Below are 23,338 nucleotides of genomic sequence, written 5' to 3' on the forward strand. Positions count from 1 at the left end.
CGCCACGGCCCTCGGCCCCCTCAAGAACCGGGTCAGCGCACCCGTCCCCGCGCCTTGAGGGGGGTCGCCGGCACCTCCGGCGCGTCCAGCCGCCCCCCGTCGTACCCCTTCACCTCGCCGAACCGGCCGGACGTCATCCAGTCCTCCCGGGCCTCGCGGATCTCCTCGTCCGTGCGGCCCACGAAGTTCCACCACATGACGATCTCCTCCTCGAAGGGCTCGCCGCCGAGGAGCATCAGGCCCGCGTCCGAGACCGCGCGGAGGGGGAGTTCGGTGCGGCCGCAGCCGAGGTAGAGCATCGAGCCGGGCAGGACGGGGACGCCGTCGACCTCGGCCTCGCCGGACATGGCGAGGACCGCGTACTCGAAGTCCGGCTCCAGGGGCAGGGTGGTCTCCGTGCCCGCCGCGAGGGCGAGGTCCGCGCCGACGAGCGGGCTGTACGTGGTGCCGGGCGAGGCCGCGCCGTCGAGCGAGCCCAGGATCACCGTGGCGGTCAGGCCCGGGGCGGTGACCCGGGGCAGCTCCGCGTGGTGCTCGAAGTGCGGCTCGACGTGCCGGTGGGCGTCGGGCAGCGCGACCCAGAGCTGCGCTCCGTGCAGGAGGCGGGCGTGCGGCCGGGGGCTCTCCTCCGAGTGGGAGATCGCCCGGCCGGAGGTCATGAGGCCCAGTTCGCGGGGGCGGACGGTCTGGAGGCTGCCGGTGGAGTCGCGGTGCAGCACCTCGCCCTCGTGCAGCCAGCTGACGGTCTGGAGACCCATGTGCGGATGCGGCGGGACCTGCATGCCGGGCTCGTCGGCGATGTCGTCGGGGCCGTAGTGGTCGACGAAGGCCCAGGCGCCGATCATGCGGCGGCCCAGGTTCGGGAGCAGCCGCCGGACCTCGGTCGACTCGCCGAGCTGGACGCGGCGGGGGCTGAGGAGCTCCCGTACCGGTTCGGCGACGACGAAGCCCCGGCCACCGCACACGGTCAGCGCGGCCTGGCGATCGAGATTGCTCATGGCTCTCAGCCCATCTTTGGTGGAATGTTCAACTGACCGGCGGTGTTGTGCTGGTCGACCACCCCCCAGGGTGGCAGATCCGGAGCTCTGGAAAGGGAGAGCAAGTGAGCGACACGTACTACGAGTTCGGAACGGCGGCCGAGCGCTGGGACCGGGCGCGGCTGTTCTTCGACGCCAAGGAGTACGGAACCGCCGCCCGCATCCTGCGCGGCCTCGTCGCCGAGCACCCGGAGCAGACGGCCCAGCGGCTCCTGCTCGCCCGCGCCTACTACCACTCCGCGCGGCTGTCCCAGGCCGAGACGGAGCTCCGCGCGATCCTGGAGCGCGACCCGGTCGAGCACTACGCCCGGCTGATGCTGGGGCGCACCCTGGAGCGCCAGGGCCGCAAGGACGAGGCCGCGCCGCACCTGCGGCTGGCCGCCGCGATGTCGGGCGAGACGCCGGCCTGACGCTGGTCCGGGCTCCCCGGGGGCCCGGACCCGGGAGCGTCCCTACCGCGTGACCGATACCCCCACGCGGTATATTCACCGCCAGGAGGTCCTGGCAGTGCATCCACGACGAGCGGAACGCGGTGATCGCGCGGGCGCTGCCCTGACGCGCCTGCTGCTCGTCGGCCTGCTCGCGCTCGGGGTGTTCCTGATGCACTCCACAGGCCACCCCGAGGGCTCGGCCGAGGCCACGACCACCGCCTCCGCCGCCCACCACGGCACCCACGCGCAGACCCCCTCCCCACACGACGGCCAGGACGCCGACGCCCGGCACGCACCGGGCATGGCGATGGACATGACCACCCTCTGTGTGGCCGTCCTCGGCGTCTGGCTGCTCGCGGGACTCGTCCGGGCCGCGCTCGGCCGCCGCCCCGACTGGCTCGCCCTGCTGCTCGCGCGGCTCGCGCCCGTGCTCGGCCCGCACGCCCCGCCGCGCCGGCCGCCCGACCTCGCCCAGCTGTCCGTCCTGCGGATCTAGGCCGTACCCCGCCGACGCGGGCGCCCCGCGCTGCCCGTGAACGCTTCGGTCCGCCCTTTTCCGTACGCGTACTCCGTACGTACGAACAGCATTCGAGGTATCACCCACATGCGTGCCTTCACCCACCGCACCGCCCGGACGTTCGCGCTCGTCGGCGTCGTCACCGCGACCGGGCTCCTGCTCGCCGCCTGCGGCACCGAGGACGGCGCCGGCGGCATGGACCACGGCGGCGCCTCCGTGTCCGCCACCGCCAGCGCCACCGCCACTCCGGGGACGACCGCCGCGCCTGAGGCCGGCGCGCCCGGCGCCTTCGACGACGCGGACGTCATGTTCGCGCAGATGATGATCCCCCACCACGAGCAGGCCCTGGAGATGGCGAAGCTCGCCGACGGCCGGGCCGAGGACCCCGAGGTCAAGAAGCTGGTCACCGCGATCGAGCAGGCCCAGGACCCGGAGATCCAGAAGATGCGGGCCTGGCTGAAGGGCTGGGGCAGGCCGGAGTCCGCCGCCCACGGCTCCGGGCACGGCATGTCCGGAATGATGTCCGGCCAGGACATGAAGGACCTCGCGGCGGTCAAGGGGAAGGCCTTCGACCGGAAGTTCGCCGAGCTGATGATCGCCCACCACGAGGGCGCCGTCGCCATGGCGAAGGACGAGCAGAGGGACGGCCGCAACGCCACGGCCCGGAAGCTCGCCGACGACGTCGTGCGGACCCAGTCCGCCGAGGTCGCCCAGCTGCGGAAGATCCTCGACCGGCTCTGATCCTGTCTGGTGCGCCCTGATCGGCTCTGATTCGGTCTGATCCGCTCTGATTCGGGCCGGATCCGCTCTGATCCGGTCTGATCCGGCCCGTCCGCGTGGTGGGCACATCAGCCGCTCTCACCCGCACGGCGGCCCGCCCCTCCCGGGACGGGCCGCCCCACCGCCGCGCCCCCGCCCGTCCCGTACGAGCGGGGGCGCCGCCACGGGGAGCGGGGCTCCCCCTACGCCTCCGGACGCCGGTCCACGACCACCTCGCCGCCGACGACGACCGTCTCCGCCACCGTGCCGGGGATCTCCTCCGGGGCGATGCGCAGGATGTCGCGGGAGAGCACGACGAAGTCGGCCAGCTTGCCCACCGTCAGGGAGCCCCGCTCGTGCTCCAGGAAGTTCGCGTGGGCCGAGCCCATCGTGTAGCCCTCGACGGCGGTGACCACGTCGATCGTCTCGCCCGCCGTCCAGGCCTCGCCGCCGCCGGGCGCGCGGCGGGTGACGGCGGCGTGGATGCCGACCATGGGGTCCATCTCGGCGACGTTCCAGTCGCTGGAGAGGGCGAGGACCGCGCCGGCCGCGTGCAGGCTGCGCAGCGGCCAGGCCTTGTGCCAGCGCTCGGGGCCGACGTTCTCGGCCCAGTCCTGGCCGGGGCCCGCGATGTCCGGGGCGGCGTGCCGGGGCTGCATGCAGGCGACGACGCCGAGCTCGGCGAAGCGCGGGGTGTCGGCCGGGTCGAGGCATTCGACGTGGACGACCTGGTGGCGGGCGTCGCGCGGCCCATTGACGGCGCGGGCCCGCTCGACGGCGTCGAGGACGGTGCGGATGCCCCGGTCGCCGGTGGCGTGGACGAAGCACTGGAAGCCGCGCGCGTCCAGCCGGGTGAGGAGCTCGGCGAACTCCTCGGGCGGGTAGAAGGTGTCGCCCCGGTGGTGCGAGCAGCCGGCGTACGGCTCCAGGAGGGCGGCGGTGCGGGGCTCGACGACGTCGTCGATGTACAGCTTCAGCGGGCCCACCCGCAGCCGGTCGTCGGCGTACTCGTGGGCCGCCGTCTCGAAGGCGTCGAGGTCCGCCTCGGTGGTACCGCGCGGGTGGAAGAGCGCGGCGACGATCCGGGAGCGCAGGCGGCCCTCGTTCCGGGCGCGCTCGAAGAGGGCGAGGTCGTCGAGGGAGTTCTGCGGTTCGACGACGGTGGTGATGCCGAAGCCGATGGCGTCGTCCAGGCTCTTGGCGAGGCGTCCGTACTGCCGGTCGGGCGAGGCCCAGGGGAGGCCGATCTCGCGCAGGGCGCGGTGGCCCTCGCGGGAGAGGCCCTTGATGGCGAAGTCCTTGACGAAGCCGGTGGGCTCGCCGGTCTCGGGGTCGGTGACGGCCCGGCCGAAGGGCAGGTCGGTGTGGTCGCGGTCGACGCCGAGCCTGCGGAGGGCCGCCGTGTTGAGCCAGGCGGTGTGGACGTCGTAGCTGAGGACGAGGGCGGGGGTGTCGCCGGTGGCCGGGTCGAGGTCGGCGGCGGTGGGCATGCGCCCGTCGGGGACGGCGGAGTAGTCGAAGGCCTCGGCCTCGATCCACTCCGCCTCCGGGTGGGCGGCGTGCCAGGTGCGGACGCGCTCGTGGATCTCGTCGAGGGTGCGCGCTCCGGCGAGCTGCACGCAGGCGTCGTCGGAGCCGAGGCGGACGTGGTTGTGGGCGTCGATGAAGCCGGGCAGGACGAGCCGCCCGCCGGCGTCGAGGATCCGCGTGCCGGGGCCGGTCCAGGCGGCCGCCTCGGCGTCGGAGCCGACCCAGACGACGCGTCCGGCGCGGACGGCGAGGGCCTGGGCCTCGGGGAGCTCCGGGTCGACGGTGTGGATGCGGGCCCCGGTGAGGACGAGGTCGGCGGGTGCGGTGCGGTTCATGGGGTGGGACTCCGGTGTCGTACGAGGGGTGGGGCGGGGTGGTTCAGGAGCGGGCGGCGCGGAGCGGGCGGACGTGCCCGCGGGCGAGGAGCACGTACACCAGGGCGGAGACGGCCGCGCCGAGGAGCGTGAGGTCGGCGCCGCCGAGCGGGGCCACGAGGGGGCCGGTCCACAGCTCCGAGTCGCAGGTGAGCGCGGAGAAGAGGAGGCCGCAGAGGAGCGCGATCAGGCCGGCCGGGTGCCAGCCGGAGCGGTACCAGTAGGCGCCGCCGGTGTCCGCGTGCAGGCCGGCGGAGTCGTAGGTGCAGCGTCGGAGCACCATGTCGGCGAGGAAGACCCCGCCCCAGGGTGCGAAGACGATGATCAGGAGGGAGAGGAAGGAGAGGAGGGAGGTCGTGAAGTCGGTCAGGAACAGGGCGCCGAGGGAACCGGCGGCGGTGACGCCGGCGCTGATGACGATGGCGCGGGCCCGGCTCCAGGGGATGCCGAGGACCTGGAGGTTCAGGCTCGACGAGTAGAGCGTGATGATCGAGTTGGTGACGGAGCCGCCGAGGACGAGGGCCAGGAAGAGGGACTGGAACCAGCCGGGGAGGAGGCTCTCGGTGCCGGCGACGGCGTCGGTCATGTCGACCTGGGTCGCGGCGGCCACCCCGGCGACGCCGAGGGCGACGGAGGAGACGAAGCCGCCGAGCGCACCGCTCCAGGTGACGGCCTTGAGCGTGGTGGTGCGGGGCAGGTAGCGGGTGTAGTCGGCGGGCATGGGGAGGTACGAGAAGGGGCCGGCCAGCATGACGACGAAGGCGAGGCTCCAGCCGGAGGCGCCGGGCGCGCCGGAGGGGGCCGCGGTGTCGGCGCCGGGCAGGACGAGGACGAGCAGGACGGCGAAGCCGACCGCGAGGACGTACGCCATCCAGCGCTCGGCGAACTGCACGGTGGCGTGGCCCCAGAGGGCGACGACGAAGGTCAGCGCGAGGGTGACGCCGAGCGCGAGGGCGCGGGCGGCCTGTCCGCCGTGCCAGCCGAGGTCGTTGAAGAACGCTTCGAGGGCGAGGGTGCCCACCACGGTGTTGACGATGGTGTAGCCGATGCTGACGATCCAGTTCAGCAGGCCGGCGGGCCAGTTGCCCCGGCGGCCGAAGGCCGCGCGGGAGATCACCAGGGTGGCGGTGCCGGTGCGGACGCCGCTGAGTCCGGCGGCGCCGATGGCGGCGAAGGAGAGTCCGCCGAGCACGACGACGGCGGTCGCCTGCCAGAAGGAGAGCCCGAAGGCGACGGCGAGGGCGCCGTTGATGACGTAGGTGAAGGTGAGGTTCGAGCCGAACCAGAGCCAGAAGACGTCCTTGGCCCCGCCGTGCCGTTCGGCGTCGGGGATGGGGTCGATCCCGTGCTCCTCGACCTGGAACACCTCGTCGGTCGCCGTCCGGCCCGTGGTCACGGGCGCCGTCTCGTGGTCGAGCACATCGCACTCCTGTCGCGGATCGATCTTGAATGCTGTTCTAACTCTTAGAACGCCATTCAAGATGTGCGATACATTCAGGCCACGTCAAGACCTTCGGCGGTTCCGGTTAAGGTCGATTCCGCAGACACAGGGCGCGGGGACCCCGCGACGGACAGGACGGGGGCGGCGGTGGCAGGCGCGGCACGACGGCGGGACGGACACGTCACCCAGGAGCGGATGCTGGAGGAGGCCATGGCGGCGATCGCCGAGAACGGCCTCGCCACGCTCACCATGTCGGCGCTCGCCGAGCGCCTCGGCACCAGCGGCGGCCACATCCTGTACTACTTCGGCAGCAAGGACCTGCTGCTGCTCGCCGCCCTCCGGTGGAGCGAGGCCGCCCTCGCCGAGGAGCGGCGCGCCCTCCTCGCCCGGCGGCTCACGGCCGAGCGCAAGCTCGACCTCTTCCTGCGGCTCTACCTGCCCCGCGGCCCGCGCGATCCGCGCTGGACCCTGTGGATCGAGCTCTGGGCCCGCACCCCCGGCAACTCCGCGCTCCGCGAGGCGCAGGCCGAACTGGACGCGGGCTGGCACGAGGACCTGGAGGCCCTGCTCGCGACGGGCGCGGCGCGCGGACGGTTCGCGCCGCTGGACGCCGGCGCCCGCGCCTCCGAACTCCTGGCGCTCCTCGACGGATTGAGCACCCGGGTGGTCCTCGGCGAGGAGACGGGCCGGGATCCCCGGCCCGCCCTGGAGGTCGCCCGCTCGGCGGCGCGGGCCCTGGTCCCTCCGTACTCCCCGGCCGAACCGTCCGCTTGACGGAGCGTCAGCCCCGGTAGGCCTCCAGGAGGCGCAGCCAGGCCTCGCTCAGCGTCGGATAGGCGGGGACGGCGTGCCACAGGCGCGCGATCGGCACCTCGCCGGTCACGGCGACCGTCGCCGAGTGGAGGAGCTCCCCGATGCCGGGCCCGACGAAGGCCGCGCCGAGGACCACCTCCCGGTCCAGGTCCACGACCATCCGGGCGTGGCCCCGGTACCCCTGGGCGTAGAGGCCGGCGCCGGCGACCTGGCGCATGTCGAGGTCCACGGCCCGCACCCGGTACCCGGCGCGCTCCGCCTCGGCGAGGCTGAGCCCGACCGAGGCGGCCTCGGGGTCGCTGAAGACCACCTGCGGGACGGCGGCGTGGTCGGCGGTGGCCGCGTGCGCGCCCCACCGCCCGGTGTCCAGGGCGCCGCCGCGCGCGCGGGCCGCGATCGCCGCGCCCGCGATCCGGGCCTGGTACTTGCCCTGGTGGGTCATGAGCGCACGGTGGTTGACGTCGCCCACGGCGTAGAGCCAGTCGTTTCCGGTGACCCGGAGCGTGTCGTCGACGTCGAGCCAGGAGCCCGGCGTCAGACCGACCGTCTCCAGGCCGATGTCCTCGGTGCGCGGCCTGCGGCCGGTCGCGAAGAGCACCTCGTCGCCCTCGACGTGGTCGCCGCCCTCCAGGACCACGGTGACGGGTCCGGTGCCCCCGTCGCGCACCACCGCGCTCACCGCGGCCCCGGTCCGCACGTCCGCGCCGCGCGCGGCGAGCGCCTCGGCGACGTGCTCGCCGAGGAACGGCTCCATGCGCGGCAGCAGCCCCCCGCCCCGTACGAGCAGGGTCACCTGCGCGCCCAGGGCCTGGAAGGCGGTGGCCATCTCCACGCCGACCACTCCCCCGCCGACCACGACGAGCCGCCCGGGCACGCGGTCGGCGCTGGTCGCCTCGCGGCTGGTCCAGGGGTGCGCGCCCGGCAGCCCCGGCAGGTCCGGCAGGAGCGCGCGGGTGCCGGTGCAGACGGCGACGGCGTGCCGGGCGGTGAGCACCTGGGGCTCGCCCTCCGGACTCGCGACCTCGACGCGGCGCGGCCCGAGGAGCCGGCCGTGGCCCCGGAAGACCCGGACCCCGATGGAGTCGAGCCAGTCGACCTGGCCGTCGTCCTTCCAGTGCCCGACGACCTCGTCCCGGTGGGCGAAGACCTCCCTCGCGTCCAGCGGGCCGTGCACGGACTCGCGCAGTCCCGCGACCCCGCGGGCGTCGGAGCGGGCGATCGCGGGGCGGAGCAGCGCCTTGCTGGGCATGCACGCCCAGTACGAGCACTCGCCGCCGATCAGCTCGCTCTCGACGATCGCCGCGGTGAGGCCGCCCGCCCGCACCCGGTCGACGACGTTCTCTCCGACCGGGCCCGCCCCGATCACCACCACGTCGTAGGTGTGCTCGTCTTCCACCGTTCGTGTCATGGCTCCAGTCTGGTGGCAGCGGTGCGGAATAGCGCGGCTCGATACGCCGTTGTGCCGGGCGAGTCCCCAGGGGACCGTGAGGACCACGCCAGGAGACCCGAAAGGCAGGCAGCATGAGCACCGTAGAGCTCACCAAGGACAACTTCGACGAGGTCGTGAGCGGAGGAGACTTCGTCCTGATCGACTTCTGGGCTTCCTGGTGCGGTCCCTGCCGTCAGTTCGGCCCGGTCTTCGAGGCGGCGTCCGAGCGGCACCAGGACCTCGTCTTCGCCAAGGTCGACACCGAGGCGCAGCAGGAGCTGGCGGCCGCCTTCGAGATCCGCTCCATCCCGACGCTGATGATCGTCCGGGAGAACGTGGCCGTGTTCGCCCAGCCGGGCGCGCTCCCGGAGGCCGCCCTGGAGGACGTCATCGGCCAGGCCCGTCAGCTGGACATGGACGAGGTCCGCAAGTCGATCGCCGACGCCCAGGCGAAGTGACCCGTCACGAGGGGGGTACGGGAGAGTCTCCCGTACCCCCCTCGCGTCATGTCCGCGGGTGCGGCGCCCGCGTCCCGCTCATCGCTCCAGGACCAGCGCGAGGCCCTGGCCGACGCCGATGCAGAGCGCCGCGAGGCCCGTCCCGGACCCGGCCGCGGCCAGCTGGTGGGCCACCGAGCCGGCCAGGCGGGCACCGGACGCGCCGAGCGGATGCCCGATCGCGACGGCTCCGCCGCGAGGATTCACGATCTTGGGATCGAGTTCCGGCCATTCGGCGAGGCAGCCGAGCGACTGAGCCGCGAAGGCCTCGTTGAGCTCGAAGGTCGTCAGGTCGGCGAAGGAGCGCCCGGCCTTGCCCAGGGCCCTGCGGACCGCCTCGACCGGGCCGAGGCCGAAGAGCTGGGGCTCGATGCCGGTGACGGCGGAGGCGCGGATCCGGGCGAGCGGCTCGCGGCCGGTCTCGCGCAGTCCCTCCTCGTCGACGAGGAGCAGGGCGGCGGCGCCGTCGTTGAGCGGCGAGGAGTTGCCCGGGGTGACCGTGCCGCCCTCGGACCGGAAGGCGGGCTTCAGCTTGGCGAGCGCCTCCATGGACGTGCTGTCGCGGATGCACTCGTCACGGGCGAGGTCCACGCCCTCGTACGGGACGACCTCGTCGTCGTACAGCCCCGTTGCCCAGGCCTCGGCGGCCTTCCGGTGACTGTCGAGCGCGAACGCGTCCTGCTGCTCGCGGGTGATGCCGTGCCGGTCGGCGACGAGCTCCGCGCCCTCGCCGAGCGAGACCGTCCACTCGGCGGGCATCCTCGGGTTCGTCATGCGCCAGCCGAGAGTCGTGGAGTGGAGCTGCTGGTGGCCGGCCGGGAAGGCGCGCTCGGGCTTCTGGAGCACCCAGGGGGCGCGGGACATGGACTCGACGCCGCCCGCGATCGCCACGGAGGCGTCGCCGAGGGCGATGGCGCGGGCCGCCTGGACGACGGCCTCCAGGCCGGAGCCGCAGAGGCGGTTGACGGTGACGCCGGGGACGCTGACGGGCAGGCCCGCGAGGAGGACCGCCATCCGCGCGACGTCGCGGTTGTCCTCGCCCGCGCCGTTGGCGTCGCCGAAGTAGACGTCGTCCACGCGGGCGGGGTCGAGCGCGGGCGAGCGGTCGACGAGGGCGCGGACGACGTGGGCCGCGAGGTCGTCGGGGCGGACGGAGGCGAGGGCGCCGCCGAACTTCCCGATCGGGGTGCGGACGGCGTCGACGATGTAGACGTCGCGGATGCTCATCGGTTCTCTCCCACGTGACCTGCGGAACGACTCTGTTCGCCTGGTGAAACAATCTTCGCCCGTTGGGGCGCGCAGAGTCTCTGCCGGACGGGCCGCCCTGTCAACGGGCCGTTCCACGGGGTCGTGCCGGTTCCGGACATGTGGGAGGCCGGGGGGGAAGGGCTGGGCTGAGAGCCTCGAGCCGGAAGCCGGGGGGCCGGGGGCGGCCTGGGGCTGGGCCGGAAGCCGGGGGCCGGGACCCGGCCGGGAGGCCCCGGAGCACGGGGAGGCCCGCGCGGTCGGCGGACCCGGGAGGTCAGCCCCGGGCGGCCGGGCGGACCAGGGCCGTCAGTCCGTAGTCGAGCTCGCGGCCGTCGACGAGCAGCGCCTCGACCGTGCCCGTGTCGGGGTCGATGTCGGCCCGGATGCCGTGCCCCTCGTAGATCGGGTACCCCGACTCGCCCCGGTGCCCGGTGGCCTCGACGACCGCCGTGCGGACGGCGCTGTCCGCGACGGCGGCGCCGCCGCGGTCCTCGACGTGCTCGGGCACCAGCAGGATCTCGAAACGCTTCGGAACTGTGCTCATGCACCGAAGCTAAGCGCTGTACGGGAGCCCCGCCCGCCCTGGGCGGACGCCCGGCCGGGGCCCGCACCCGTCCGTCGCCCGGCCGGGACCTCCGCCCGGCCCGGGACCGGCCGAGGACGACGCTCCGCCCCGGCCCGGAACCGGCCGGGGTCCGCACTCCGCCCCGGCCCGGCCGCGACGGGAGCCCATGCCCACCGGCACCTCGCGCCCCGCGCGACGAGGGGCGCCGCCGGCCTGCGCGCGTCCGGCCGGCGGCTCTCCGGTCAGCGGCCGCTCAGCTGGACTCCCGCCGGAGGACCCGTGAGTCGAGCAGGTCGCGGGCGAGGGGCGCGGTCTCCGGCTCCCGTACGGCGCGGTCGACCAGCTCCGCCAGCTCGCGGCCGACCACCATGTCGATCCGCACGGTGCTGAGCCGGGGCCGAAGGAGACGGCCGAGGAGCAGGTCGTCGGCGCCGACGACGGCGGTCTCCTCCGGTACGGAGATCCCGGCGTCCTGGAGCGCCCGCGCCAGCAGCATCGCGTACTCGTCGTTGTAGGCGAAGACGCCATCGAGCCCGAGCTCGCGCCACCGCCCGGCGAGCGCTTCGGCCGACTCCTCCTCGTACCGCAGGGGCAGGGGGACGACGGTGGCGCCGGTCCCCTCGACCGCGCGGCGCGCGCCGTCGAGGCGCGGTCCGGAGAACATCGTGAGCCCCGGCTCCTCGGGCACGACCACGCCGATCCGGCGCCGGCCGGTCTCCACGAGGTGCCGGGCGGCCACCTCGCCGACCCGCCCCTGGTCCATGACGAGGGCGTGGGTGCCCTCGACGCGCTGGGTGCCGAGGGTGATCACGGCGCGGGCGCCGGACCGCTTGAGGATCTCGACGGCGTGCCCGTTGAGCTCGACCTCGCCGAGGGAGACCACGGCGACCGGCCGCAGCTCGGCCCAGGCGCGGGCGGCCTCCCCGGGCTCCAGGCCGACGCTGCCGTACTGCACGACCGTGTAGTCCAGGCGGCGCAGGGCCCACTGGAAGTCGTTGAAGAACCGGCTGTAGAGCGGTCCGACGGGGACGTGCGCGGTGGGGAGCAGCACCATCCGACTGTGGCCCGCGCGCAGGCTGCGGGCCGCGGCGTGCGGTACGTAGCCCAGCTCCTCGGCGGCCTCGCGCACGCGCTGCCGGGTGGGCTCGCTGATGCGGACGGCCGAGGTGTTGTTCAGGACGTACGAGACGGTGGCCCGGGAGACGCCCGCGAGCCGCGCGACGTCGGCGCTGGTCGGGACCGCGCGCCCGGAGGGGCGTTCGGGGGACTGTTCGGTTGGCTGAGTCATCGATCCGGCATCTTTCCAGAACAATCCGGCGCAGGGTCTGGCGGATGGCCGGAATCGAGTGCTACACAATGCTCACACGCGTCACTGACACGTGTCACCTCCCTGGTTCCATCCGTTTCTCGCCCCCGCATCGGGCGATCTCCTCAGGAGGGCAAAGTGGCCCTTTCCTCCCCCGGGACCGGCTCCGACACGGGCGCCCCCGACTCCGCCACCGTCCCCGGCTCCCCCGCGACTCCCCGTACGACGCGCGGTCTGCTGCCCCTGCTCCTGGCCGGCAACACGGCGATGTACGCCCTGTACATCGGCGTGCCCGGCATGCTCCTCGCCCTCCAGATCGAGGCCATCGACCCCGCCGACAAGGTGGCGAACTTCGGCCTCGTCTCCGGCATATCCGCGATCTTCGCCACGGTCTTCAACCCGGTCGCGGGCGCCCTCTCGGACCGCTCCGGCCGCCGCAACCCGTGGATCCTCGCCGGCGGCCTGCTCGTCCTGCCCGTGATGCTGCTCCTCGGCAGCGTCCACACGATCCTGCTCGTCACCATCGCCTGGTGTCTGGGGCAGGCCGTCATGAACGTCTACCAGGCCGCCCTCACCTCCGTCGTCCCCGACCGGGTCCCCCTCGCCGCGCGCGGCAAGGCCTCCGCCGCCGTCGGGCTCGGCCTCCCCATCGGCTCCACGATCGGCGCGCTCCTCGGCGCGGCCTTCTCCGAGCACTACCGCACGGGCTACCTCGCCTTCGGCGCGATCGTCGCCGTCACCGCCGTGGTCTTCACCGCCTGCGCCCGCGAGGAGCGGATGCCCCCGAAGGCGGCCCTCCCGGTGAAGGAGCAGATCGCGGCCTTCGGCAGCGCCCTCAAGGACCACGACTTCCGCTGGGCCTTCATCGGACGCGCCCTGCTCGTCCTCGGTTACTTCTCCGTGGCCGGGTTCCAGCTGTACATCCTGAAGGACCACACCGACCTGCCCGCCGGTCTGAGCGCCGAGCAGGCCGTGGCGATCCTCATGCCGGTGAACTCGGTCGCCATGGTGGTCTCCACCGTCCTCGGCGGCTGGCTGTCGGACCGCTACGACCGCCGCAAGCTCTTCGTCGGCGCCTCCGCGGCGCTCGCCGCAGTCGCCCTGGTCGTCCCGGCCGTCTCGACGAGCTGGACCGCGATGCTGGCCTTCTCCGTCGTCAACGGTCTCGGCTTCGGCTGCTACATGGCCGTGGACACCGCGCTGGTGACCATGGTCCTGCCGAAGGCCGAGGACGCGGCCCGGGACATGGGCGTCCTCAACGTCGCCAACGCCGGACCACAGATCGTCGCCCCCTTCGTAGCCTCCCTGATCGTGTCGCTGAGTGGCGGATACACGGCGCTCTTCCTGATCGCGGCCGTACTGTCGGTGCTCGGCGCGCTGGCCGTGCGCCCCATCCGCAGCGTGCGCTGACGCCGTCGGCGCGGGCCGCGGTCCCGAGACGGCGCGTGCCGGCCCCGGCCGGTGCGCGCCGCGACCCGTCCGCGGCGTGCGCCGGTCTCCGCCGTCGCCGCCGAACACCGCAGGAGAGGCGGCATCGTGCGCCTGCACACGACCACGTGGGGGTCCGGCGACCGGACGGCCCTGCTCGTCCACGGCATCATGGCCGACCACCGCACCTGGCGCAGGGTCGGACCCGCGCTCGCCGGGCTCGGCTACCGGGTGATCGCCGTGGACCTGCGGGGGCACGGCGCGAGCGGCCGGGCCGCGGGTCCCGAGGAGTACGGGCCGAAGGAGCACGCGGACGACCTCGTCGAGACGCTGCCGTCCGGCGCGGAGCTGGCGATCGGCCACTCGCTCGGCGGGCTCGTCCTCGCGCGGGCGGTGGAGCGCCTGGCACCGGCCCGCGCGGTGTACTCCGACCCCGCCTGGCACCTGGCGGCCGGCCCCTGCGGCTACCGGGCCGAGCTGTTCGTCCGGGGCAAGTCGATGACCAGGGAGCAGATCCGGGGGTTCAACCCGCACTGGGCCGACGAGGACATCGACATCGAGATGGCGTCGGTACGGGACTGGGACGAGCGGACGGCCCACGGCCTCACCCCGAGCGTGGGCGCCGACATGTGGCCGGTCCGGCCCGTCGTGCCGTCGCTCGTCACCCTCGCCGATCCGAGCACCCTCGTGCGGCCGGAGCGGGCCCGGATGCTGACGGAGCGCGGCTTCGAGGTCCGTACGGTGAAGGGGGCGGGGCACACGATCCACCGGGACGACTTCGAAGGGTTCATGTCGGCCCTGGAGGGATGGATCTGACGTACCGTTCAGGCATGGACGCGTCGATGGACAGCTCGATGGTGGGACTGCTCGGCCGGGTGACCGGCACCGTCGGCCCCGGTCTCGTCGGCGAGGTGATCGTCCGGATCCGCGGCGGCGCCGAGCACTTCCTCGCCCATCCCGCCGCTCCGAAGGAGCGGATCGAGGTCGGCACGGTCGTGACGGTCATGGAACATCTCCCTCCACGCACCGTCTATGTCACAGCCGCGTACGACAGTTGACCGGACCGTTGAGTGGCGCCCGTCACGGGCGCACACTCCCTTCACCGGGTCCGCTCGGCTCCGGTGAAGGGGGACCTTGTCCATGGGCATCGGCATTCTGGCGGGCGTCGTCGTCGGCGCGTTCGCCGTTCTGATCGGTGTGTTCAAGATGATGTGGCGCGTCGCGGAACCCAACGAGGCGCTGATCATCTCCGGTTCCAACCACAAGAACGAGGGTCTCGGCGCGGGCATGGGGTTCCGCATCGTGACCGGCCGCGGCACCCTCGTGCTGCCCGGCGTCCAGGCGGTACGGAAGCTCTCGCTGGACCTCAACGAGACGCAGCTGTCCGTCGAGTGCGTCACCCACCAGGGCATTCCGCTCAAGGTCCGCGGTGTGGTGATCTTCAAGGTCGGTGACGACTTCGTGTCGATCGCCAACGCCGCCCGCCGCTTCCTGGATCAGCAGAAGCTGATGTCGGAGCGGGTGCACATCGTCTTCGCCGGTCATCTCCGGGCCATCGTCGGCGGGTTGACCGTGGAGGACATGATCCGTGACCGGGAGAAGCTGACCGGGCAGGCGCGGTCGGCCTGTGGCACGGAGATGGAGAAGCTCGGTCTGATCGTCGACTCGCTGCAGATCCACGAGATCGAGGACCCGACCGGGTACATCAAGAACCTGGCCGCCCCGCACGCGGCCGCCGTCCAGCGGGACGCGCGGATCGCGCAGGCGGAGGCGAACCGGCGGGCGACCGAGGCCGAGCAGCAGGCCGCGGCGCGCATGTCGGAGGCGACCCGCGACAGCGAGATCCTCCAGGCGGGCTACCAGGCCGAGCGGGACCAGGCGTCCGCGCGGGCCCGGCAGGCCGGTCCGCTCGCCGATGCGGCCTCCCGCCAGGAGGTCGTCGTGCAGGAGACCCGGGTCGCCGAGCTGGAGGGGCACCGCAAGGAGCAGCAGCTCCAGGCGGAGGTCCGCAAGCCCGCCGACGCGATGGCGTACGAGACGAGGACGCTGGCCGCGGCCGAGCGGGACGCCCGGATCTCGGCCGCCGAGGCCGAGGCGAAGGAGACGGAGCTGGCGAGCGCGGCCAGGGCGACGGCGACCCGGCTCACCGGTGAGGCGGAGGCGGCGGCCCAGCACGCGCAGGGCCTCGCGGTCGCCGAGGCGACGCGGGCGAAGGGTCTGGCGGAGGCCGAGGCCATCAAGGCGCGCGCTGCGGCGCTCGCGGAGAACCAGGAGGCCGTGGTCGCCCAGCAGTTGGCGGAGAAGTGGCCGGAGATCGTGTCGGCGGGGGCCTCGGCCTTCGGGAACGTCGACCAGATGGTGCTGCTGAACGGCGCCGACGGCATGGCGGACGTCTTCGCCAAGGCGCTGACCATGGGCGGAACGGGCCTCGGCCTGGCCCGCCAGCTCCTCGCCACGATGAGCCCGGCGGCCCAGGAGCAGCCGGACGCGTCGCCCCTCACGGTGCCGCCGGCCCGGCGCCCCGACAAGAGCGTGGAGATCACGGTGCGCGACGGGGAGTGAGCCCGTACGCGGGAAGGCCCGGCGCTCTCACGGCGCCGGGCCTTCCCGCGCGGCCGGGCGTCGGCGGGCCCGACCGTCGTGTCAGTTGTGGCCGAACTTGCGTTCCCTGCGGTGGGACGCGTGCTCGACGAGGGGCATGGACGTCTCTCTCGTGGGGGTCGGCGCGCTCTTCTCCTTCGCGGCCGTGTCGGCGCGGTGTTCGTGGCCGCCGGTTCGGGCTCCCCGGTTCGTCCGGGTCTGTTTCTTGCCCACGATCGTGCCTCCCGTGACGGGTTTCGGACAGTGGTCCGTATCCCCTCAGCCTGGCACGGGGCCACCGGACCCGCACGTCAGAGGCGTGGCGGGCCATGTGGCGGCGTATCGCTGACCCGGCCGGTCAGGCGTCCTCCCCGAAGACGCGGCGGAAGGCGGCGAGCGTCGGGGTGCCGGTGGCGCGGTCCAGGATCGCGAAGGTGATCTCCTCGAAGTGGCCGGCGAAGCGGCCCGCGCCCGTGAGGTGGGTCCGGAAGGTGCGGGCGACCTCCGCGGGGTCGTTCCGGAAGACGCCGCAGCCCCAGGCGCCGAGCACGAGCCGGCGGTATCCGGCCGCGGCGGCCGTCTCCAGGACGCGTTCGGCGCGGGTGGCGAGCGCGGCGGGGAGGCGGTCGGCGAGCGCGGGGGTGTCGCGGCGGACGACGCCCGCGTTGGGGGCGGGCGAGGTGAGGAAGCCGACCGTGAACGGCTCGGTGAGCAGCGTGCCCCGGTCGTCCCGGAAGACCGGGACCCGGGGCGAGTGGATGACCCGGTCGGTGTAGAAGGCGTCCCGCTCCGCGCGGTGGTGCGCGTAGGAGGCGGGGGCGCGCAGCAGGGTGGAGTGGAGGGCGGAGGCCCGGCAGAGGGCCTCCTCCTGGGCCTGGGCGCCGTTGAGGTAGCCGCCGCCCGGGTTGCGGGCCGAGGCGAAGTTCAGGACGGCGACCGGGCGGGCGGGGTCGGCCGTGGTCATCCGGCGGGCCGCCGCCAGGCTGCTCTCGGGGGTGACGGCCAGAGTGGGCGTCCGGTCGGTGTCGGGGGTGACCGGGACGGGCTCGGGGCCGTGGAGGCGGGTTCCGGCCAGGGCCGCGGCCAGGTCCTCGTCCAGGGAGACGGTCCGGCCGTCGGGGGCGCGGTAGTGGCCCGCCGCGACGATCTCCTCGGTCCGCCGCGCGATCTCGCGCAGTCGTGCACTCATGGATCACAGAGTGATCGTTTCAGCACGTGGGGAACAACGGGTTTTCCGGGGCAGAGGGGAATTTCGGACCTGTGGGGGCACGGGGGGCGCGTGCGGTCCCTCCGGGGCGCTCTTGCACGCCGCCCGATGGTGGCTTTAGGTGGAACCAGCGGTTCACCCGAGGACCAGGAGGTGCACGGATGTCGCCTGGCGGCATACCGCGTGGCGGCCCCCCTCTCACCGAGGCGGAGGCGGAAGAGCTGCTGCGATGTATCTGTTTCAAGACCGGCCCGCCCCGCACGGTCGGGGCGGAGCTGGAGTGGCTCGTGCACGACCTGCGCGACCCATGCCTTCCCGTACGGCCGCCGAGACTGGCGACCGCGCTGGACACCGTACGGGCCCTGCCCCTGGTGTCGGCGCTCACGTTCGAACCCGGCGGGCAGCTGGAGCTCAGCTCGCGCCCGGCCGGCTCCCTCATGGAGTGCCTCGACTCGCTCGCCGCCGATCTGCGCGCGGTGCGGGAGGCACTCGGCCCCCTCGGGCTGACCCTCAGCGGATACGGGGTGGATCCCTGGCACGGCCCGCGCGGCCGGGTGCTGCGCGAGCCGCGGTACGACGCCATGGAGGCCGCGCTCGACCGGACCGGGCCCGCCGGACGGGCGATGATGTGCGACTCGGCGTCGGTGCAGATCTGCCTGGACGCGGGGCTGGAGGAGCCGGGTCCGCTGGGCTACCACCGGCGCTGGCAGCTGGCGCATCTGCTCGGCGCGGTGCTGGTGGCCGCCTTCGCCAACTCCCCCGTGCACGGCGGGCGCCGCACCGGCTGGCGCTCGACGCGGCAGGCGCTGTGGACGGACCTCGATCCCCTGCGGGCGCTCGCGCCGCCGCCGGACGGGGAGCCGCGCGCGGAGTGGGCGGCGCACGTCCTGGACACCCCGGTGATGTGCGTGCGGGCCGAGGAGGGACCGTGGGCGGTGCCGGAGGGCCTGACCTTCCGGGAGTGGCTGCGGACGGGCGTCCCCCGCCCGCCCGACGCCGACGACCTGCGCTATCACATGACGACGCTGTTCCCGCCGGTGCGGCCGCGCGGCCATCTGGAGCTGCGGATGGTCGACGCGCAGCCGGGCCGCGACGGCTGGATGGTGCCGGTGGCGGTGACGACGGCCGTGTTCGACGACCCGGAGGCGGCGGAGACCGTGTACCGGGCGGTGAAGCCGCTCGCGGAGCAGGCCGGTCCCGGTCCCGCCCCGCGCAACCCGCTGTGGGAGACGGCGGCCCGTGACGGTCTCGCCGATCCCGGGCTGCACGCGGCCGCGCGCACGGTCTTCTCCTCCGCGCTCGACGCGCTGCCCCGGATCGGGGCGAGCGAGGACGTGCGGCGGGCGGTCGCCGCCTTCCACGAGCGGTACGTGATCCCCGGGAGCTGCCCGGCCGACGGACTCCAGGTGGTGACGTCATGACCGCGACCGGAGCGGAAGCGGGTCCCGACGCCCTGCGGCGGCGGGCCCTGGACGCCCTGACGACCGCGCGGGAGCGGACCGCCCTCCTCACCTCCTGCGTGGAGGACGTCGACCTCACCGCGCAGCACTCGCCCCTGATGTCCCCGCTGGTCTGGGACCTGGCGCACATCGGGAACCAGGAGGAGCAGTGGCTGTGGCGGGCCGTCGCGGGGCGCGAGGCGCTGCGGCCCGAGATCGACTCGCTGTACGACGCCTTCCAGCACTCGCGCGCCTCCCGGCCGTCGCTGCCGCTGCTCTCGCCGGGCGAGGCCCGGGTCTACGCGGCGGACGTCCGGCTGCGGGTCCTCGACGTGCTGGAACGGACCCCGCTGGAGGGCCGGCCGCTGCTCGACGCGGGGTTCGCCTTCGGGATGATCGCCCAGCACGAACAGCAGCACGACGAGACGATGCTGATCACCCATCAGCTGCGGAAGGGGCCCGCGGTGCTGACGGCTCCCCCGCCGCCGGTCCCGCGCTCCGGACCGCTGCCCACCGAAGTCCTGGTGCCCGGCGGCCCGTTCACGATGGGCACCTCGGACGAGCCGTGGGCCCTGGACAACGAGCGGCCGGCACACCCCCGGATCGTCCCCGCCTTCCACATCGACACCACACCCGTCACGAACGGCGCCTACCTCGCCTTCATCGCGGACGGCGGCTACACGGACCGTCGCTGGTGGCGTCCGGAGGGCTGGGCTCAGATCCGGGAGCACGGCATCGGCGCGCCGCTGTTCTGGCGCCGGGAGGGCGCGCAGTGGCTGCGCCGCCGGTTCGGCGTGACGGAGCCGGTGCCCGAGGAGGAGCCGGTCCTGCACGTCAGCTGGTACGAGGCGGACGCCTACGCGCGCTGGGCGGGGCGCCGGCTGCCGACCGAGGAGGAGTGGGAGAAGGCGGCCCGGCACGATCCGGTGTCGGGGCGTTCCCGGCGCTATCCGTGGGGTGACGCGGACCCCGGTCCTGAGCACGCCAACCTCGGGCAGCGGCACCTGCGGCCCGCGGCGGCGGGGAGCTATCCGGCGGGCGCCTCACCGCTGGGCGTACGGCAGTTGATCGGTGACGTGTGGGAGTGGACGGCGAGCGACTTCCTGCCGTACCCGGGCTTCAAGCCCTTCCCGTACAAGGAGTACTCGGAGGTGTTCTTCGGCCCGGAGCACAAGGTGCTGCGGGGCGGTTCCTTCGCGGTGGACCAGGTCGCCTGCCGGGGGACCTTCCGGAACTGGGACCTGCCGGTGCGGCGCCAGATCTTCTCCGGCTTCCGGACGGCGCGGACCGCGGAGCTCGACTGATGTGCCGTCATCTCGCCTACGTGGGCGATCCGGTGGCGCTCGGTGAGCTCCTGGTCCGGCCGCCGCACGCGCTGCTGCGCCAGTCCTGGGAGCCCCGTTCCCAGGACAGCGGCGTGGTGAACGCAGACGGCTTCGGCGTGGGCTGGTACGCCGAGGGCGATCCGGTGCCCGCGCGGTACCGGCGGGCCGGGCCGATCTGGGGCGACCCGTCCTTCGCCGACCTCGCGCGGGTGGTGCGCGCCGGGGCGTTCCTCGGGGCGGTCCGGGGGGCCACGCTGCCCGGCGCCGACGGGGAGGCCGCGGCGGCGCCGTTCACCGCCGGGCCCTGGCTCTTCAGCCACAACGGCGCGGTGGGCGGCTGGCCGGACTCGCTCGCGGCGCTCGCCGGGGCGCTGCCGGCCGGGGAGCTGCTGCGTCTGGAGGCGCGCACCGACTCGGCGCTGCTGTGGGCGCTGGTGCTGCGCCGGCTGCGGGCCGGGGACGCGCCGGGGGCGGCGCTCGCCGACACCGTCCGGGAGGCCGCCGGGGCGGCGCCCGGTTCCCGGCTGAACCTGCTGGTCACCGACGGCGAACGGATCGCCGCGACCGCCTGGCGGAACAGCCTCTGGTACCTGTCGGGCCCCGGCCGGGTGGTCGTGGCCTCCGAACCGTACGACGACGATCCGCGCTGGCGGGAGGTGCCCGAGTTCACGCTCGTCACCGCCGACCGTGCCGATGTCGTCCTCACCCCGCTCAAGGAGCCGTCCGCGTGAGCCCGTTCCAGTTGACCCGCACCCTCGCCGCGGACGCCGCAGGCGCCGATCTGCGTGCCGACGTCCTCCACGGCCTGACCCGCATCCCGAAGGAACTGCCGCCCAAGTGGTTCTACGACGCCCGGGGCAGCGTGCTGTTCGAGGAGATCACCCGGCTGCCCGAGTACTACCCCACGCGCGCGGAGCGGGAGATCCTGGCCGCGCGGGCGCCGGAGATCGCGGCCGCGACCGGCGCCCGGACGCTGGTGGAGCTGGGGTCCGGTTCCTCGGAGAAGACCCGGTTCCTGATCGACGCGCTGCTGCCGGGTCTGGACGCGTACGTGCCGGTGGACGTGAGCGAGTCCGCGCTGGTCGGGGCCGCGGAGTCGCTGCTCGCGGACCGTCCCGGGCTGGGGGTGCACGCGCTGGTCGCCGACTTCACGCGGGGGCTCGCGCTGCCGGGGACCCCGGGGCCGCGGCTGGTGGCCTTCCTCGGCGGCACGATCGGCAATCTGCTGCCCGCCGAGCGGCACACCTTCCTGAAGTCGGTCCGCGCCATGCTCGCGCCGGGCGACGCGCTGCTGCTCGGCACGGACCTGGTGAAGGACGAGGCCACGCTGGTGGCGGCCTACGACGACGCGGCGGGGGTGACGGCCGAGTTCAACAAGAACGTGCTGTCCGTGCTCGACCGCGAGCTGGGCGCGGACGCCGACCCGGCCGACTTCGAGCACGTGGCGGTCTGGGACGGCGAGCGGGAGTGGATCGAGATGCGGCTGCGCGCCCGCCGCGCGCTGACCGTGAAGATCCCGGAGCTGGATCTGCTGGTGCCGTTCGCGGCGGGCGAGGAGATGCGGACGGAGGTGTCGGCGAAGTTCCGTCAGGCCGGTGTGCGCAAGGAGCTGTCCGCCGCAGACCTGGAGCTGTCCCGCTGGTGGACGGACGGCGAGGACAGGTTCGCGGTGTCCCTGGCGACGGCGCGCTGAGCCGCCTCGGCCAGGGCGCGGCGGTCCGGGTGCCGGGGACCGCGGAGCGGATCCATGACCCGGACGTCGGCGGTCAGCCGCCGGGTGCGGACGACCCGCCACAGGGACGGGCCGAGCGGATCGTCCCCGACGTACGCGGCGGCCCCGGTGGGCCGGTAGTCGAGCCGTACGGGCAGCACGGCGCAGCCGCTGTCCAGGGCCGCCTGGAACGCGGCCGGGCGGAACCGGCCCCCGGCCCGGCCGCACCACGTCGACCCCTCGGGGAAGACCACCACCCGGCCCCCGGCGTCGAGCACCCCGGTCATCGCGCGCACGGTGCCGGGCAGCGCCCGGAGCCGGTCGCGGTCGATGAAGAGGGTGCCGCCCAGCGCGGCGAGCGTGCCGAGGACGGGCCAGCGGCGGACCTCCGTCTTGGCCACCATGCGGCCGGGGAGCACGGCCGCGACCAGGGGGATGTCCAGCCAGGAGACGTGGTTGGCGACGACGAGCAGCGGGCCGGGGAGCACGTCGGCGGCCCCCTCGTACCGCACGCGCACGCCGAAGGCGCGCAGCACGGTCCGCACCCAGCCCCGGACGAGCGCGAGCCGGGCCGCCGCCGGGAGCAGGCCGGTGGCCGGGGCGAGCAGGAGGCCGAGGAGGACGGTGCCGATCCCGCCGGCCAGCCGGGCGGCGGCGAGGACGGCACCGGCCCGTTCGGCCCGGGGGCCGGTGTCCGGGTGGGCAGCACACTCGCCGGGGGTGCAGGGCGCCGTGGGGAGCCACGGCGGGAGGGCCGCGGACCCGCTCACCGTGCCGGGGCGAGCGAGAGGAAGTGGTGGAGGTAGCGGGGGTTGGTGCGGCGCAGCGAGAGCAGGACGTAGAGGTCGGCGACGCCGAAGTCGGGGTCGTGCGCGGGGGCGCCGCAGACCCAGGCGCCGAGCCGCAGATAGCCGCGGAGCAGGGCCGGGAGCTCGGTGCGGCCCTCGGGGCGGGCGATGCCGTCGGGGCTCCAGAGCCTGTGCGGGGTGACCCAGTACTCCTCGGGGGCGAGGTGCTTGGCCTTGACGGTGTCCCAGGTGGCGGCGGCGAGCCCGCCGCCGTCGGCCAGCGGGATCGAGCAGCAGCCGGCGAGCCAGTTGTGGCCGGCGCGGGTCATGTACCGGGCGAGGCCGGCCCAGATGAGGGCGATCACGGCACCGTTGCGGTGGGCGGGGTGGACGCAGGAGCGGCCGACCTCGACCAGGTCGTGGCGGACGGGGGCGAGCCGGGTGAGGTCGAACTCGCTCTCGGAGTAGAGGCGTCCGGCGACGGCGGCCCGGTCGGGCGGCAGGAGCCGGTAGGTGCCGACGATCTCGCCGGTGCTCTCCTCGCGTACCAGGAGGTGGTCGCAGTACGCGTCGAACGCGTCGCCGTCGAGGCCGGGCTCGGGGCCGTCGAGCAGGGCGCCCAGCTCACCGGCGAAGACCTGGTGGCGCAGCCGCTGGGCGGCCCGCACGTCCTCCTGGTCCCGGGCGAGGCCGACGACGTACCGGGGCGTGGGCTCCTCGGTCCGGGCCCGGGGCTGTGCGGGGACGGCGGGGGCGGGTACGGCGAGGGGCTGTGCGGGGACGGCGAGCGCGGGGGTCGGTGCGGACATGACGGGCTCCTCCGGCGGACGGAAGGGGAAGGGGCGGGACCGGGCCGCGTGAGCGGTGGCCCGGCTCCTTACTTCTCCCGTCACCGGCTGGATTCGACATGACC

At 74.3% G+C, this 23,338-nt stretch carries 24 protein-coding genes; 13 read left to right on the top strand and 11 right to left on the bottom strand.

All coding sequences use genetic code 11. The features are described from left to right. Nucleotides 1-32 precede the first annotated feature (32 nt). A complete protein-coding gene (locus ACFYXU_RS23460) occupies nt 33-998 on the bottom strand; it encodes a pirin family protein (protein ID WP_389459764.1) in 966 nt (321 codons plus the stop codon). Nucleotides 999-1,102: 104 nt separating this feature from the next. Here ACFYXU_RS23460 and ACFYXU_RS23465 point away from each other — a divergent pair, with 104 nt between their 5' ends. The 3 genes from ACFYXU_RS23465 to ACFYXU_RS23475 all read left to right on the top strand — a co-directional run bounded on the left by ACFYXU_RS23465 (nt 1,103) and on the right by ACFYXU_RS23475 (nt 2,726). Continuing rightward, entirely contained in the window at nt 1,103-1,447 is a 345-nt protein-coding gene (locus ACFYXU_RS23465; protein WP_389406160.1) for a tetratricopeptide repeat protein, read from the top strand. A gap of 97 nt (nt 1,448-1,544) precedes the next feature. Further along, complete coding sequence (locus tag ACFYXU_RS23470; RefSeq protein ID WP_389406161.1) at nt 1,545-1,964, top strand: DUF6153 family protein; 420 nt, start codon at nt 1,545-1,547, stop codon at nt 1,962-1,964. Nucleotides 1,965-2,072: 108 nt separating this feature from the next. After that, nucleotides 2,073-2,726 (top strand): DUF305 domain-containing protein, encoded by a 654-nt coding sequence (locus ACFYXU_RS23475; RefSeq protein WP_389406162.1) that lies wholly within the window; start codon nt 2,073-2,075, stop codon nt 2,724-2,726. 221 nt (nt 2,727-2,947) lie between these two features. Here ACFYXU_RS23475 and ACFYXU_RS23480 read toward each other — a convergent pair whose 3' ends face one another. Together ACFYXU_RS23480 and ACFYXU_RS23485 are read right to left on the bottom strand one after the other, a co-directional pair. Further along, complete coding sequence (locus ACFYXU_RS23480; protein WP_376516699.1) at nt 2,948-4,609, bottom strand: amidohydrolase; 1,662 nt, start codon at nt 4,607-4,609, stop codon at nt 2,948-2,950. A gap of 43 nt (nt 4,610-4,652) precedes the next feature. Then, on the bottom strand, nt 4,653-6,068 hold the full coding sequence (locus ACFYXU_RS23485; protein WP_389406163.1) for a purine-cytosine permease family protein: 1,416 nt from the start codon (nt 6,066-6,068) through the stop codon (nt 4,653-4,655). A gap of 168 nt (nt 6,069-6,236) precedes the next feature. On the opposite strand from ACFYXU_RS23485, the gene ACFYXU_RS23490 reads away from it, so the two are divergent. After that, on the top strand, nt 6,237-6,863 hold the full coding sequence (locus tag ACFYXU_RS23490; protein ID WP_376516704.1) for a TetR/AcrR family transcriptional regulator: 627 nt from the start codon (nt 6,237-6,239) through the stop codon (nt 6,861-6,863). 7 nt (nt 6,864-6,870) lie between these two features. On the opposite strand, the gene ACFYXU_RS23495 is transcribed toward ACFYXU_RS23490, so the two are convergent. After that, nucleotides 6,871-8,310 carry a dihydrolipoyl dehydrogenase family protein gene (locus tag ACFYXU_RS23495; RefSeq protein WP_389406164.1) on the bottom strand — a complete coding sequence of 480 codons (1,440 nt, stop codon included), beginning with the start codon at nt 8,308-8,310 and terminating at the stop codon, nt 6,871-6,873. A 113-nt stretch (nt 8,311-8,423) separates the two neighbouring features. On the opposite strand from ACFYXU_RS23495, the gene trxA reads away from it, so the two are divergent. Then, nucleotides 8,424-8,789 carry a thioredoxin gene (gene trxA, locus ACFYXU_RS23500; protein ID WP_376516708.1) on the top strand — a complete coding sequence of 122 codons (366 nt, stop codon included), beginning with the start codon at nt 8,424-8,426 and terminating at the stop codon, nt 8,787-8,789. A 78-nt stretch (nt 8,790-8,867) separates the two neighbouring features. Here trxA and ACFYXU_RS23505 read toward each other — a convergent pair whose 3' ends face one another. The 3 genes from ACFYXU_RS23505 to ACFYXU_RS23515 all read right to left on the bottom strand — a co-directional run bounded on the left by ACFYXU_RS23505 (nt 8,868) and on the right by ACFYXU_RS23515 (nt 11,929). Next, entirely contained in the window at nt 8,868-10,055 is a 1,188-nt protein-coding gene (locus ACFYXU_RS23505) for a thiolase family protein (protein ID WP_389406165.1), read from the bottom strand. 295 nt (nt 10,056-10,350) lie between these two features. Continuing rightward, nucleotides 10,351-10,620, bottom strand: coding sequence for a hypothetical protein (locus ACFYXU_RS23510; protein ID WP_361400458.1), 270 nt, complete (start codon nt 10,618-10,620; stop codon nt 10,351-10,353). Between the two features lie 274 nt (nt 10,621-10,894). Continuing rightward, a complete protein-coding gene (locus ACFYXU_RS23515; protein ID WP_376516712.1) occupies nt 10,895-11,929 on the bottom strand; it encodes a LacI family DNA-binding transcriptional regulator in 1,035 nt (344 codons plus the stop codon). Between the two features lie 156 nt (nt 11,930-12,085). Between ACFYXU_RS23515 and ACFYXU_RS23520 the strand changes: the two genes are divergently transcribed. The 4 genes from ACFYXU_RS23520 to ACFYXU_RS23535 all read left to right on the top strand — a co-directional run bounded on the left by ACFYXU_RS23520 (nt 12,086) and on the right by ACFYXU_RS23535 (nt 15,937). After that, nucleotides 12,086-13,357, top strand: coding sequence for an MFS transporter (locus tag ACFYXU_RS23520; RefSeq protein ID WP_389406166.1), 1,272 nt, complete (start codon nt 12,086-12,088; stop codon nt 13,355-13,357). Nucleotides 13,358-13,483: 126 nt separating this feature from the next. Continuing rightward, on the top strand, nt 13,484-14,191 hold the full coding sequence (locus tag ACFYXU_RS23525; protein WP_389406167.1) for an alpha/beta fold hydrolase: 708 nt from the start codon (nt 13,484-13,486) through the stop codon (nt 14,189-14,191). Between the two features lie 14 nt (nt 14,192-14,205). Beyond that, nucleotides 14,206-14,433 carry a hypothetical protein gene (locus ACFYXU_RS23530; protein WP_329851925.1) on the top strand — a complete coding sequence of 76 codons (228 nt, stop codon included), beginning with the start codon at nt 14,206-14,208 and terminating at the stop codon, nt 14,431-14,433. Nucleotides 14,434-14,515: 82 nt separating this feature from the next. Further along, the gene (locus ACFYXU_RS23535) at nt 14,516-15,937 is read left to right on the top strand and encodes a flotillin family protein (RefSeq protein WP_376516718.1); all 1,422 of its coding nucleotides are present in this window, start codon (nt 14,516-14,518) and stop codon (nt 15,935-15,937) included. A gap of 81 nt (nt 15,938-16,018) precedes the next feature. On the opposite strand, the gene ACFYXU_RS23540 is transcribed toward ACFYXU_RS23535, so the two are convergent. Both ACFYXU_RS23540 and ACFYXU_RS23545 read right to left on the bottom strand, forming a co-directional pair. Continuing rightward, a complete protein-coding gene (locus ACFYXU_RS23540; RefSeq protein ID WP_376513225.1) occupies nt 16,019-16,189 on the bottom strand; it encodes a hypothetical protein in 171 nt (56 codons plus the stop codon). A 124-nt stretch (nt 16,190-16,313) separates the two neighbouring features. Beyond that, nucleotides 16,314-17,144: a TIGR02452 family protein gene (locus ACFYXU_RS23545; protein ID WP_389406168.1), complete on the bottom strand. Its 831-nt coding sequence runs from the start codon at nt 17,142-17,144 to the stop codon at nt 16,314-16,316. Between the two features lie 179 nt (nt 17,145-17,323). Here ACFYXU_RS23545 and egtA point away from each other — a divergent pair, with 179 nt between their 5' ends. From egtA to egtD, 4 genes are read left to right on the top strand one after another with little or no spacing between them, the layout of a single operon-like run. Further along, on the top strand, nt 17,324-18,583 hold the full coding sequence (gene egtA / locus ACFYXU_RS23550; RefSeq protein WP_389406169.1) for an ergothioneine biosynthesis glutamate--cysteine ligase EgtA: 1,260 nt from the start codon (nt 17,324-17,326) through the stop codon (nt 18,581-18,583). Further along, nucleotides 18,580-19,905, top strand: a complete 1,326-nt coding sequence (egtB, locus tag ACFYXU_RS23555) for an ergothioneine biosynthesis protein EgtB (RefSeq protein WP_389406170.1) — start codon at nt 18,580-18,582, stop codon at nt 19,903-19,905. The genes egtA and egtB overlap by 4 nt, the downstream gene beginning before the upstream one ends. After that, on the top strand, nt 19,905-20,657 hold the full coding sequence (gene egtC, locus ACFYXU_RS23560) for an ergothioneine biosynthesis protein EgtC (RefSeq protein ID WP_376513231.1): 753 nt from the start codon (nt 19,905-19,907) through the stop codon (nt 20,655-20,657). Before egtB ends, egtC begins: the two co-directional genes overlap by 1 nt. After that, complete coding sequence (egtD, locus tag ACFYXU_RS23565) at nt 20,654-21,619, top strand: L-histidine N(alpha)-methyltransferase (RefSeq protein WP_389406171.1); 966 nt, start codon at nt 20,654-20,656, stop codon at nt 21,617-21,619. The genes egtC and egtD overlap by 4 nt, the downstream gene beginning before the upstream one ends. Here egtD and ACFYXU_RS23570 read toward each other — a convergent pair. Continuing rightward, nucleotides 21,514-22,407, bottom strand: coding sequence for a lysophospholipid acyltransferase family protein (locus ACFYXU_RS23570; RefSeq protein ID WP_389406172.1), 894 nt, complete (start codon nt 22,405-22,407; stop codon nt 21,514-21,516). The genes egtD and ACFYXU_RS23570 overlap by 106 nt on opposite strands. Beyond that, the gene (locus ACFYXU_RS23575) at nt 22,404-23,234 is read right to left on the bottom strand and encodes a GNAT family N-acetyltransferase (RefSeq protein WP_376513236.1); all 831 of its coding nucleotides are present in this window, start codon (nt 23,232-23,234) and stop codon (nt 22,404-22,406) included. Before ACFYXU_RS23575 ends, ACFYXU_RS23570 begins: the two co-directional genes overlap by 4 nt. Nucleotides 23,235-23,338: the final 104 nt, after the last annotated feature.

Origin of the sequence: Streptomyces sp. NPDC002232 (genome assembly GCF_042890295.1) — a bacterium.
Lineage (GTDB): Bacteria > Actinomycetota > Actinomycetes > Streptomycetales > Streptomycetaceae > Streptomyces.